Raw genomic sequence first — 12,046 nt, 5'->3', positions numbered from 1 at the left:
GACATAACACCCGGGCTATGAGCCCGGTTCAGGCCTCGCCGGGGATGCCGACGTTGAGGAGGCGGGCGCCGGGGCCGCGGGTGGAGAGGCGGTCGTCCTTGTTGTAGAGGTTGCAGCGCTGCAGGCTCAGGCAGCCGCAACCGATACAGGTGTCGAGGTCGTCGCGGAGGCGCTCGAGTTCGGCGATCCGTTCGTCGAGGCGGTTCCGCCACGACTTCGACAGCTTGCTCCAGTCGGCGCGGGTCGGCGTCCGGTCCTCGGGGAGCGAGTCCAGTGCCTGCTTGATCTCGGCCAGCGCGAGCCCGACCCGCTGGGCCGCCTGCACGAACGCGATCCGGCGCAACGTGCTGCGCTGGTACTGCCGCTGGTTCCCGGCGGTACGGCGGGACGCGATCAGGCCCTGGTCCTCGTAGAACCGCAGCGCCGACGCCGCCACTCCGGACCGCTGCGCGATCTCCCCGATCGAGAGCCAATGCTCCTTGCTGGGGACGTTCTCCTCTCCCATACCGCCACCCTAGGACGCTGCTCCAAACTCTCAAGCATGCTTGAAGTGTGGTAAGGGACCAGTGCTGCGGCTGGTCTGCTGGTCAGGGTGGTCGTCACGATCGGTTATACTTTTCTCGTGTCGGTGCGCGCGTCGCGTCACCAGAGATGTTCCCAGGCGCTCCGACCCGTCGGTTTCAGCATCCGGCTGAAGACTCCGGCGACATGGGTGCAACGCGATAGCACCCGCAGGTCGATGCCCGTCTCCTGCTAGCACGTTGTGGTCCGGTCATGTTTCGTGACCGGCGCTCACTTGCGGCTGCGATCCGGCGCCCCTCGTCCGCGTATACGAGAGAGAGTTTGCGTGACCCAGCAGCACCAGTTCGACGCCGATTCCGCCGACGGGCGGGCCAAGAAGCCGCGGCACAAGAAGTACCAGAACCAGTCGTACGGCGAACGCCTCGCCGCGGAGACGACGTACGACGCACCCCGTGAGAACCGCCCCGTCAAGGGGTACCGCTCCGAGCCGGCCCGCCCGGACCGGGGTCAGCGCGGCGACGACCGCGGGTACAACCGCACGGACCGTCCGGCCTTCCGCCGGGACGACCGCGCCCAGGGCAACCGCGCCCAGGACAATCGTGCGCAGGACAGCCGCTCCCGCGACGACCGGCCGCAGTACAACCGCGACAACCGTTCGTCGTACCAGCGGGACGACCGCCCGTCCTACAACCGGGACGACCGGCCGCAGTACAACCGTGACGACCGTCCGCAGTACAACCGCGACGCGCGCGGCTCGTACAACCGTGACGACCGTCCGGCGAACAGGCGCGACGACCGCCCGTCCTACAACCGCGACAACCGGGCGCAGGGCGACCGGCCGCGCTTCAACCGCGACGACAAGCCGCGCTACAACCGTGACGACCGGCCGCAGTACGACCGAGACAGCCGGAACGACCGCGACGACAAGCCGCGGTTCGAGAAGAGCTTCCGCAAGGACGAGCCGGTGCAGGAGCCGGTCGACCTCGGGACCGTTGCTGAGGACAACCAGTTTGCCGCCCTCGGGCTCGCCCCGCGGCTGGTGCAGCGGCTGGCCCGGGACGGCATCACCGCGCCGTTCCCGATCCAGGCCGCGACCATCCCGGACGCGCTCGCGGGCAAGGACGTGCTCGGCCGTGGCCAGACCGGCTCCGGCAAGACGCTCGGCTTCGGTCTCCCGACGCTGATGCGGCTGTCCGGCGGCCACACCGAATCGCGCCGCCCGCGCGGCATGATCCTGGTGCCGACCCGTGAGCTCGCGATGCAGGTGCACGACGCGCTCGAGCCGCTGGCGCACGTGATGAACGTGTCGCTGAAGCTGATCGCCGGCGGTCTGCCGTACCCGAAGCAGATCGACGCGCTCCGTCGTGGCGTCGACCTGCTGATCGCCACCCCGGGCCGGCTGATCGACCTGTGCGAGCAGGGCGCGGCCGACCTCGGCGCGGTCGAGGTCGCCGTACTCGACGAGGCCGACCACATGTGCGACATGGGCTTCATGCCGGCCGTCACCACGCTGCTCGACATGACGCCGCCCGAGGGCCAGCGGCTGCTGTTCTCCGCGACGCTCGACAACGACGTCGACAAGATCGTGAAGACCTACCTGAAGGACCCGGTGCAGCACTCGACCGAGTCCGGGCAGGCATCGGTCAGCACGATGGAGCACCACCTGCTGGTCATCGAGCCGGCGCACAAGCAGTCGCTGACCGCGGAGCTGGCCAGCCGGGACGGGCGGACCATCGTGTTCGTTCGTACCAAGCTCGGCGCCGACCGGATCGCGACGCAGCTGCGCGACCGTGGCGTGATGGCGGCTGCCCTGCACGGTGGCCTCACCCAGGGCATGCGGAACCGGACGCTCGACCAGTTCAAGGACGGTTCGGTCCCGGTGCTGGTGGCAACGGATGTCGCGGCCCGCGGTATCCACGTCGACGACGTCGGCCTGGTGGTTCAGGCTGACCCGCCGGCCGAGCACAAGGACTACCTGCACCGCGCCGGTCGTACGGCACGGGCCGGTGGTAAGGGCGCCGTCGTCACGCTCGTCCTGCCGCACCAGCGGCGCGGGATGATGCGGATGGCCGAGTCCGCGGGCGTCAAGGCCGAGCCGGTTCGGGCTCGTCCGGGCGATGAGCTGGTCACCGAACTGACCGGCGGCACCAGGCCGTCGGGCTACCCGGTGAAGCTCCCCGCGCCGAAGCCGCAGCGCTTCGGCAAGGGCGGCGGCAAGCGGTTCGGCGGCAGCCGTCCGGGCCGCGGCCACGACAGCCGGGGCGGCAACGGCCCGCGCCGCGGCAACGGCGGCCCCCGTCGTACCGACGGAAAGTCCTACCAGCACTGAGATCGATGACGGGTTGTGTCACCACGGTGGCACAACCCGTCAGCCGTCCAGGACCGCCCAGAGCCGGGCCAGGACGGTGTCGATCTCGCCGGCGTCCAAGGGGATCAACTCGAGCATCAGCTCACCCTCGGACATCCGGTCCGTCATCACGTAGATCGGCGGCGTACCGGCTTCCAGCTCGGTCGCGACGCGCTTCGCGTCGGCGACCTTGAGCAGTACGCGCGACACCTGCAGGCCGGTCGGATCCGGTACCGCCTCGACCGCGACGCCGGGGATCCGGGACACCGCCGCCACGAACGCGTCCACCTTCGCGCGTTCGTCGGCCTGCCACTTCACCCGGTCGAACGCCTGCCATTCCTCGAGCGCCGCGAGGACGCCGACGATCGCCTCTTTCGTCGGCTTCATCACCCGCCCGATGCCCTTCTCCTGGGCGCGGAGTGCCTGTACGAGCGACCACGTCCCGGCGGCCAGTCCGGCGGTCGGCGAGCCGAGGTACTTCTGCCCGCTGACCAGCACCAGGTCAGCGCCGGTGGCGAGCAGGTCCGCGATCCGCGGGAACTGCGCCGCGCCGTCGACGATCGCCGGTACGCCGCGGCGGTGCGCGGCCTTGATCGCCGCCGCCAGGTCGATCGGCTCGCCCCGGGTCAGCCGTGACGACACCAGCACCAGGCACGCGACGTCCGGCCCGTCGAGCTCGGCCTCCAGGTCGGCGATCGTGCAGCCGTCCTCGTCGCCGGCCAGATCCACCTGCGCGCCGGCCAGCCGGATGCCCTGCAGGTTCGAGTGCCCGTAGTCGACCACGTGACAGGCCGGAAGGACGACGCGGTTGTGCATGTCGGTCGCGTCCGGCAAGGCTGCCGTACGGCGTGGGTCGCCGCCCGTCATCGTGGCCGCGACCGCGAGCGTGACACCGGCCGCGGTGCAGTGCACGACGGCACCGGCCTGCGCCCCGGTGACCTGCGCGATGGCTTCGCTGGCCCGGTCGCCGAGCTCGTCCATCACGAAGAACTCAGGCAGCGCCTGTGCGACGGCCTGCGCCACCCCGTCGGAACTCCGCGACACCCCCAGTGGCGTGTAAGTCCCCTTGGCGTTGATCACCACACTCAATCGATAACGATCGTGGATGCTCATGGTGTAGCTGAGCGTAGTGGTCACGGACCGCAATTGGCGAGAGTCTGTCTGTATGAGGATGTCTGGGGACCCTGCGCCTACTGCGCGGCACTCGGCGGGCACCTCGCCGAGCACCTGCTCGCGACGGCGCAGGATCCCCAGACATCCTCTGAGTTCTTGACCCGAAGCTACTGGTGAGTCATCCTCACTTTTACCCGACCTGAGGAGGGAACCGTGCCCCGCCCCGCACTTCGAACCCGCCTTCGGACCGCGCTCGCCGCGGTCGCTGTCAGCGCCGTCGTCGCGGCCCTGCCGACGCCGACCCAGGCCACCCCACAGGCCGTTGGCGCGACCCCCAATGACTATTGCCTAGGGCAATGTCGCGACATCCTTCCGCCCGGTCAGAACGGTAACGCCACCTTCACGGATCTCCTTGTTTTCAAGGCGTTGGGCATCCGTCCAGCACATTTCAGCGACAGCCTGAAGCCGTACCAGAACCTGGTCTGGAACTCGGCCGGCATCACCGACGACGGCCTCGCGCCGTACTTCGACGACTCGTCGTTCGGGGTGAAACCGGACGACGTGGCAAGTACCGTCCAGCCGCGCAGCGACGTGACGATCGTCCGCGACAAGTCGCGCGGCATCCCGCACATCTTCGGCAGCACGCGACTCGGCACGATGTTCGGTGCCGGGTACGCCGGCGCGCAGGACCGGCTGTTCGTGATGGACGTGTTCCGGCACCTCGGCCGCGGTCAGCTGACGCCGTTCGCGGGCGGTGCGGCGGCGAACCGCGAGTTCGAGCAGGAGTTCTGGCGGACCGCGCCGTACACCGAGGCCGATCTGCAGCGGCAGTTCGACGACGCCGCCAAGCTGTACGGCGCCGACGGCGTGAAGATGCAGCAGGACATCCAGGCCTGGGTCGACGGCGTCAACCATTACATCGACACGGTCGGCATCGCCTACCCCGGTGAGTACGTCGCGCTCGGTCTGCAGTGGCCGACGCCGCACTGGAAGGTGACCGACGTGGTCGCCACCGCGGCCGTGGTCGCGGGCATCTTCGGTACCGGCGGCGGTTCCGAGGTCACGTCGGCGCTGGCGCTGCTCGAGGCGCAGGCGAAGTACGGCGTTGCCCAGGGCACCAAAGTGTGGGAGTCGTTCCGTTCGCAGAACGATCCCGAGGCCAGTACGACGGTGCACAACGGCACCAGCTTCCCGTACGGGACCACCGGGCCGAACCCGGCCGGCCGCGCGATGCCGGACCGCGGCTCGGTCACCGCGGAACCCGAGGTGATCGACCAGACCGCGAACCTGACCGCCGCCGCCAAACCGGCGCCGAAGGGATCGGAAGCGCTCAAGGGCATCTTCGACAAGGGTCTGTTCCCGGACGGCTTCGGAAAGAAGGCGATGTCGAACGCGCTGCTCGTTTCCGGCGCGCACACGCAGTCCGGACATCCGATCGCGGTCTACGGCCCACAGACCGGGTACTTCGCTCCGCAGCTGCTGATGCGCCAGGAACTGCAAGGCCCCGGCGTCAGCTCGCGGGGAATCGCCTTCGCAGGCCTGAACTTCTACACCCTGATCGGCCGCGGCCCGGACTACTCGTGGAGCGCGACGTCCGCCGGACAGGACATCACCGACACGTTCGCCGTACCGCTGTGCGAACCCGGCGGCGGAACGCCGACGAAGTCCTCGCAGTACTACGTCTTCCGTGGCCAGTGCGTACCGATCGAGCGGCTCGAGCGGCACAACTCCTGGTACTCGAGCCTCGGCTCGTCGGAACCGGCCGGGTCGTACACGTTGGTTGCCCTGCGCACCAAGTACGGCATCGTCACACACCGCGGAACGGTCGGCGGAAAGCCCGTGCTGTTCGTGAAGAACCGGTCGACGTACGGCAACGAGGCCGGGTCGGCGCTCGGGTTCATGCAGTTCAACGACCCGGACCGGATCCACTCGGCCACTGACTTCCAGAAGGCCGCGGCGAACATCGGGTACACCTTCAACTGGTTCTACACCGACAAGAACTCGATCGCGTACTTCAACTCCGGTGACAACCCGGTCCGGGCCGACGGCGCCGACCCGAACCTGCCGACCTGGAGCTCGTACGAGTGGAAGGGCTGGAACCCGGACACCAACCGGGCGACGTACACCCCGGCGACGGAGCACCCGCAGGTCGTCAACCAGGACTACCTGACCAGCTGGAACAACAAGCAGGCGCCCGGGTACTCCGCGTCTGACGGGCAGTGGGGGTACAACGCGGTCTACCGCAGTCAGCCGCTCGACGACCGGATCAAGGCTGTCATCAACAGCGGCCAGAAGTTCACCCGCGGCAAGCTGGTCGAGGCGATGGAGGATGCCGCCACCGTCGACCTCCGCGGCGACCAGGTGCTGCCGTACCTGCTCCGCGTCCTGAAGTCCGCCCCGATCACCGACCCGGCCGTCGCCGGCGCCGTCGCCAAGTTGACGGCCTGGCAACAGTCAGGCGCCCACCGTAAGACGCCCAGCGCCTCGTCCCGCACCTACGACAACGCCGACGCCATTCGCATCCTTGACGCATGGTGGCCCCTGCTCGTCCCGGCTGAGTTCAAGGATCTCGGACCGGATCTCTACGGTGCCCTGACCGCCAACCTGAAGATCGACGAGCGGCCGAGCGCACAAGGCTCGTCGTTCCAGAGCGGCTGGTGGGGCTTCGTTCAGCGGGACCTTCGGAAGGTGCTCGGCGACCCGGTGAAGACGGCCCAGCCGGTGACCTACTGTGGCGGCGGATCGCTGGCGGCGTGCCGGACGGTGCTGACGGATACCTTGCTCGCGGCAACCAAGGTGCCGGCGTCGACGACCTATCCGGCGACGGCGGACTGCGCGGCGGGCGACCAGTTCTGTGCCGACCAGATCGCGCACCAGCCGATGGGCGGCATCACCCAGGACCGGATCGCCTGGGTGAACCGGCCGACGTACCAGCAGGTGGTCGAGTTCCCGGCCAAGCGCGGCGACGCGGTACGGCCATTTGCTGTAAGAGTTCCAGGTGTTCAGATGGTGATGCCAGGATGAGGGCATGACACAGAACTTTCCTCCGAACCAGCCGTATCCGCCGCAGCAGCCGGGCTACCAGCAAGGTCCGCCTCCGGGGTACCAGGCTCCGCCGCCCGGGTACCAGCAGGGGCCGCCGCCTGGATACCAGCAGGGCGGGTACCAGCAGGCTCCGTCCAACGTGCCGCATGTCGCGCCGCAGGGTTCGCCGTACCCGGTGCTCGTCTCGACGATGAACGACCTGCCCGGGTACACCGCGGACACGGTGTTCGGTGAGGTGTTCGGGCTGACCGTGCGGACCCGGGACTTCGGATCGAACTTCACCGCGAGCTTCCGGTCGCTCGGTGGTGGCGAGGTCCCGGAGTACACCCAGATGCTTGCCGAGTCGCGGCATGTCGCGGTGATGCGGATGTGCCAGATGGCGCAGCAGATGGGCGCGAACGCGATCCTCGCGATGCGGTTCGACTGCAACGAGATCGCGCAGACCATGAGCGAGGTGGCGGCCTACGGTACGGCGGTCGTCGTGCGGAAGGCCGAGCCGCCGCGGGTGCAGGACTCAACCCCCGATGAGGATGATGCGAATGACAGCTGACCTCGCCTTTCCGCCCGGATTCAGGTGGGGGGTCTCGACGTCGGCGTACCAGATCGAGGGTGCCGTGGCCGAGGACGGCCGCGGCCCCTCCACCTGGGACACGTTCTGCGCCGAGCCCGGCAAGATCCTCAACGGTGACACCGGTGCGGTCGCGTGCGACCACTACCACCGGTACGCCGAGGACGTCGCGCTGATGCGGGAGCTGGGCGTGGACATGTACCGGTTCTCGTTCGCGTGGCCGCGGATCCAGCCGTCCGGGAGCGGGCCGGGGAACGCGTCCGGGCTGGACTTCTACGACCGGCTGATCGACACACTGCTCGGCGCCGGGATCCAGCCGGCGCCGACGCTGTACCACTGGGACACCCCGCAGCCGCTCGAGGACGCCGGCGGCTGGCTGAACCGCGACATCACCGAACGGTTCGCGGAGTACGCCGCTCTGCTGGGCGCGCACTTCGCCGACCGGGTGCCGCTGTGGATCACGATCAACGAGCCGATGGTGCTGACGTTGATGGGGTACTCGCTGGGCGCGCACGCGCCGGGCAAGCAGTTGCTGTTCGACGCGTTGCCGGTCGCGCATCATCAGCTGCTCGCGCACGGCCGCGCGGTGCAGGCACTGCGGGCGGCCGGCGCCGCGGAGATCGGGATCGCGTCGAACCATGCGCCGACGTGGCCGGCGAGCGACAGTCCTGAGGACGTCGAAGCGGCAGGGCTGTACGACAACCTGATCAACTGGATGTTCGCGGATCCGATCGTCCTCGGGGAGTATCCGTCGGGGATCGGCGACGGGATGCCTGGTCCGGTCGCCGACGACCTGGCGATCATCTCGACCCCGCTGGACTTCTTTGGCATCAACCACTACGCGCCGGTCTCCGTCGGCGCCGCGACCGGCGAGGCGGACACGGCCGCGACCGACGGCGTACAGCTCCCGCCGGGTCTGCCGTTCGAGCCGCGGACGCTGCCCGGTTACCCGACCACTGACTTCGGGTGGCCGATTGTCCCCGACGCCTTCGGCGAGACGTTGCGGATCTTCCAGGCACGGTACGGCGACAAGCTCCCGCCGATCTACATCACCGAGAACGGCTGCGCCATCAACGACGGAGTAGCTGACCAACGGCGGATCGACTACCTGGACGGGTATCTGCGCTCGCTGAAGTCGGCAATGGACGAGGGTATCGACGTCCGCGGCTACTTCCAGTGGTCGCTGCTGGACAACTTCGAGTGGGCGGCGGGGTACTCGCAACGCTTCGGTCTCGTACATGTGGACTTCGAGACCTTGGAGCGGACGCCCAAAGCGTCGTACCACTGGTTGCGTGATGTGATCGCCCAGAGTCGGCGATGATTCCGGAGCCGGGGGTGGTGCCGTCGGCTCTGGCGGAGCCTGCTGTTCGGGTTCGTGGTGGGTGGACGGCGGCCGTCGTACTGGCGAACGTCGGGGTGTTCGCGGCCTGGCTCGGGCCGATCCAGGTGCTGCTCGCGAAGCAGTCCGAGGCGGTTGCTCCGGGCAACAAGGAGTTCGTGTTCGGGCTGGTGACCGGGGTGGGGGCCGCCGTGTCGGTGGTGGCCAATCCGGCGTTCGGGGCGATCTCGGACCGGACGACCTCGCGGTTCGGCCGGCGGGTGCCGTGGGTGATCGCGGGAGCCGTTGGTGGTGCCATCGGTCTCGGGATCCTGTCGGGTGCCCGCGTGATCGCGCTGATGCTGATCGGCTGGTGCCTGATGCAACTGTTCGGCAACGCGCTCCTGGCTGCGGCCACCGCGGTGGTCCCGGACCGCGTTCCGGTTACGCAACGTGGAGCCGTCGGTGGGTGGGTGGCGATCTCGCAGGTCCTCGGTGCACTCGTCGGTACGGCGCTTGCTGCCGCCTTCAACAGCTACACCCTCGGGTACGTCGCCTGCGCCGCCTTCCTCCTGCTCTCGGTCGTCCCCTATCTGTTACGCAGCCACGATCAGCCGTTGCTCGAGCGGCCTACGTTCGTACTGCGTGAGTTCGTGACGAGCTTCTGGATCAGCCCGCGCCGGTACCCGGACTTCGGGTGGGCCTGGCTGACCCGGTTCCTCTTCAACGTCGGCAACGCCCTCGGCACGCTGTACCTCTTCTACTACCTGCAGGACAAGGTGGGCATCGCCGACCCCGATACCGGCGTACTGATCCTGACCGCGATCTACAGCGTCTGCGTTCTGACCACCGCGATCAGCTCCGGTCGCTGGTCGGACCGAACCGCCCGGCGCAAGGTGTTCGTCACCGCCTCCGGGTGGGTGATGGCGGCGGCCGGCGTGATCCTCGCGTTCTGGCCGACCTGGCCCGGCGCCATCACCGGCGCCGTCGTTCTCGGCGCGGGCTTCGGCGTCTACCTGTCGGTCGACTTCGCCCTGCTCACGCAAGTACTCCCGAACGCCCGCGACCGCGCGAAGGACCTCGGCGTCATCAACATCGCCAACTCCCTCCCGCAGGTCCTCGCGCCCGTCATCGCCGCCCCCATCGTCAAACACCTGGGCGGCTACCCCGTCCTCTACCTCCTGGCGTCAGCCGTCACGGTCCTGGCCGGCGTACTGGTCACCCGAGTCCGCTCTGTCGCTTGAGCGCCTTGCCTGCCGACGAGCGCGCCGTCACCTGGATGTGGTCCAGGTCGAGCCAGTCCGCCAGTTGGCGGAGCTCGGCCGCCAGTGGTTCGAGGAAGTCGGGGGAACCCGGCTCGGGAGTGAGTGTTGGTACGACCAACGTCGAGCGCGGGCGGTCGGACTTGAGGTCCACCCGGGCGACCAGGCGGTCGCCGAGGAGGAACGGTAGGACGTAGTAGCCGTGGACGCGTTGTGGTGCGGGGGTGTAGATGCTGATCCGGTAGAAGAAGTCGAACAGGCGGTGCGTACGGTCGCGGTTCCAGATCAGCGGGTCGAACGGCGAGAGCAGCGCCTGCGCGTCGACCGGACGGTCCACGGCCTCGTGCCAGCGATACGACTGCTGCTTGACGTCCTCGACCCGGACCGGGATCAGCTCGCCGGACTCGACCAGTTCGCCGATCACCTCGCGTCCGGTTGCGGCAGGCAACGGAAAGTGCGCTTGGCCGCTCCCGCCGCAGAGCTCCTTGAGGGTCGCGATGCCGAGGCCGCGGGCCGCGATCCGGACCAGTTCGCGGCGCGCCTCGTCGGCGGTCGGCTCGGGGGCGTTCAGTACGTCGGCCGGGAGGACACGCTCGGTCAGGTCGTAGATCCGCTCGAAGTGCCGGCGGCCCGCGATCGTCACCAGGCCCGCGCAGAACAGGTACTCGATCGCGATCTTCGCGTCCTGCCAGTTCCACATCGTGCCGGTCCCCGGATCCGGGTCCGGGTCGCTGCGCTTGCGCCGTACGCCGTCCGGGTTCGCCTCACCCGCGGTCAGCGGCCCTCGTTCGGTGACGAGTCGCAGGACCTGGTCGACGTACCCTGGCCGCTCGGCGGTCAGGCGGCGCATCCCTGCGACCACCGACCACGGCGCGGTCACGTCCGGGCTGAGCTCGTCGTCCCACACCTGCCGCTCGGCCGCCCGCATCCGCCAGCGCATCAACGGGTAGTTGCCGAGCGGGATCAGCGCGGCCTTGTGCCCCCAGAAGTACTCGAACAGCTCCCGCTCCGCGCCCCAACTCAGTTCGTCGAGCGTCGCCCGCGGATAGTTGCCCACCCGCGAGTACACCGGCAGATAGTGCGACCGGCACAACACATTCACCGAGTCCAACTGCAGCACACCGGCCCGCTGGATCGCCCACCGCACATCACCGCGCGCCCCGAACCCCTGCGCGGCCAGCGCAATCCGCCGCGCACTTGCCCTCGAGACCTCGTCCCCAACGGCCGCCATGCCACGAACATATAGCGCGACACTGGGGTCATGCAGTCCATCACCCTCGGAAAGCCGTCCGCCTACCTGCGGCTGACCACCGCGCGGCCGTCACCGGATGTCCCGCCGAAATACCTGCCACAACTGGAGCGACGCTACTTGAATGCCGAGCTCCAAGTCGGCGACCTTCGTGCGTGACCTGCATCGGTTGAGCGACTGAGGTCAGCCTGCTGTCATGGCCGTGCGCAGCGCCTCGAAGTCGGTAGGTTCCAGGGGGACGAGGCCGCGGCGGAGTTGGTAGCCCCAGTTCGGGCTGTGGGTTAGTTGGAGGTCGACTTCGTGGAGGTTCGCGCGATGGACCGGGAAGAAGTCGATGCGGCGGCGCCACGGTTGGATGGTGCCGCGGGCGCCCATCGACATCGGGTCGGCCTGGTAGGGCTCGTCGTCCGCGACCACTCCGAGTGCGGTGAAGGCGCGCAGCGGACGCTTTTCGAGGTATCGCTCGGTCGGGGAGTAGATCGCGAATCCGTCGCCGCGACGCAGGCGCGCGACGCCGTACCGCTTGCCGTGGTTGAGCTGGATGAAGCCTTCGGATACGGCACGCTGGGTGTGCTCTGCGGAGACCACACCCAGCCAGGCCTTCTGTACGTCGTTCATACCC

Annotated in this window: 10 protein-coding genes; 6 read left to right on the top strand and 4 right to left on the bottom strand. The window is 68.7% G+C overall.

The annotated features are described in order from the left end of the window. Window positions 1-28: 28 nt before the first annotated feature. Window positions 29-505, bottom strand: a complete 477-nt coding sequence (gene soxR / locus ACZ5BU_RS19065; RefSeq protein WP_465700547.1) for a redox-sensitive transcriptional activator SoxR — start codon at window positions 503-505, stop codon at window positions 29-31. 342 nt (window positions 506-847) lie between these two features. Between soxR and ACZ5BU_RS19060 the strand changes: the two genes are divergently transcribed. Then, entirely contained in the window at window positions 848-2,851 is a 2,004-nt protein-coding gene (locus tag ACZ5BU_RS19060) for a DEAD/DEAH box helicase (protein ID WP_465700545.1), read from the top strand. A gap of 39 nt (window positions 2,852-2,890) precedes the next feature. Here the strand turns inward: ACZ5BU_RS19060 and ACZ5BU_RS19055 are convergent, their stop codons facing one another. Continuing rightward, on the bottom strand, window positions 2,891-3,982 hold the full coding sequence (locus ACZ5BU_RS19055; RefSeq protein ID WP_465700543.1) for an aminotransferase class V-fold PLP-dependent enzyme: 1,092 nt from the start codon (window positions 3,980-3,982) through the stop codon (window positions 2,891-2,893). A gap of 213 nt (window positions 3,983-4,195) precedes the next feature. Between ACZ5BU_RS19055 and ACZ5BU_RS19050 the strand changes: the two genes are divergently transcribed. Genes ACZ5BU_RS19050 through ACZ5BU_RS19035 form a run of 4 tightly spaced genes read left to right on the top strand, consistent with a single transcriptional unit; the run spans window position 4,196 to window position 10,157 of the window. Next, a complete protein-coding gene (locus tag ACZ5BU_RS19050) occupies window positions 4,196-7,006 on the top strand; it encodes a penicillin acylase family protein (RefSeq protein ID WP_465700541.1) in 2,811 nt (936 codons plus the stop codon). Window positions 7,007-7,010: 4 nt separating this feature from the next. Then, on the top strand, window positions 7,011-7,577 hold the full coding sequence (locus ACZ5BU_RS19045) for a YbjQ family protein (protein WP_465700539.1): 567 nt from the start codon (window positions 7,011-7,013) through the stop codon (window positions 7,575-7,577). After that, window positions 7,567-8,916 (top strand): GH1 family beta-glucosidase, encoded by a 1,350-nt coding sequence (locus ACZ5BU_RS19040; protein WP_465700537.1) that lies wholly within the window; start codon window positions 7,567-7,569, stop codon window positions 8,914-8,916. Before ACZ5BU_RS19045 ends, ACZ5BU_RS19040 begins: the two co-directional genes overlap by 11 nt. Further along, the gene (locus tag ACZ5BU_RS19035; RefSeq protein ID WP_465700535.1) at window positions 8,913-10,157 is read left to right on the top strand and encodes an MFS transporter; all 1,245 of its coding nucleotides are present in this window, start codon (window positions 8,913-8,915) and stop codon (window positions 10,155-10,157) included. The genes ACZ5BU_RS19040 and ACZ5BU_RS19035 overlap by 4 nt, the downstream gene beginning before the upstream one ends. Here the strand turns inward: ACZ5BU_RS19035 and ACZ5BU_RS19030 are convergent. Further along, window positions 10,132-11,406: a winged helix-turn-helix domain-containing protein gene (locus ACZ5BU_RS19030; protein ID WP_465700533.1), complete on the bottom strand. Its 1,275-nt coding sequence runs from the start codon at window positions 11,404-11,406 to the stop codon at window positions 10,132-10,134. The two genes, ACZ5BU_RS19035 and ACZ5BU_RS19030, sit on opposite strands and share 26 nt — an antisense overlap. Window positions 11,407-11,436: 30 nt before the next feature. Between ACZ5BU_RS19030 and ACZ5BU_RS19025 the strand changes: the two genes are divergently transcribed. Next, entirely contained in the window at window positions 11,437-11,583 is a 147-nt protein-coding gene (locus ACZ5BU_RS19025) for a hypothetical protein (RefSeq protein WP_465700531.1), read from the top strand. A 24-nt stretch (window positions 11,584-11,607) separates the two neighbouring features. On the opposite strand, the gene ACZ5BU_RS19020 is transcribed toward ACZ5BU_RS19025, so the two are convergent. Next, window positions 11,608-12,042, bottom strand: coding sequence for an EVE domain-containing protein (locus tag ACZ5BU_RS19020; protein WP_465700529.1), 435 nt, complete (start codon window positions 12,040-12,042; stop codon window positions 11,608-11,610). Between the last annotated feature and the right edge of the window lie 4 nt (window positions 12,043-12,046).

The organism is Kribbella sp. NPDC031520 (assembly GCF_055580825.1).
This window is presented reverse-complemented; position numbering and strand designations above follow the sequence as displayed.

Coding starts and splice junctions, on each gene's coding strand:
- soxR (WP_465700547.1), bottom strand. CDS start 505: ATGGGAGAGGAGAACGTCCCCAGCAAGGAGCATTGGCTCTCGATCGGG.
- ACZ5BU_RS19055 (WP_465700543.1), bottom strand. CDS start 3,982: ATGAGCATCCACGATCGTTATCGATTGAGTGTGGTGATCAACGCCAAG.
- ACZ5BU_RS19020 (WP_465700529.1), bottom strand. CDS start 12,042: ATGAACGACGTACAGAAGGCCTGGCTGGGTGTGGTCTCCGCAGAGCAC.
- ACZ5BU_RS19025 (WP_465700531.1), top strand. CDS start 11,437: ATGCAGTCCATCACCCTCGGAAAGCCGTCCGCCTACCTGCGGCTGACC.
- ACZ5BU_RS19045 (WP_465700539.1), top strand. CDS start 7,011: ATGACACAGAACTTTCCTCCGAACCAGCCGTATCCGCCGCAGCAGCCG.
- ACZ5BU_RS19040 (WP_465700537.1), top strand. CDS start 7,567: ATGACAGCTGACCTCGCCTTTCCGCCCGGATTCAGGTGGGGGGTCTCG.
- ACZ5BU_RS19035 (WP_465700535.1), top strand. CDS start 8,913: ATGATTCCGGAGCCGGGGGTGGTGCCGTCGGCTCTGGCGGAGCCTGCT.
- ACZ5BU_RS19030 (WP_465700533.1), bottom strand. CDS start 11,406: ATGGCGGCCGTTGGGGACGAGGTCTCGAGGGCAAGTGCGCGGCGGATT.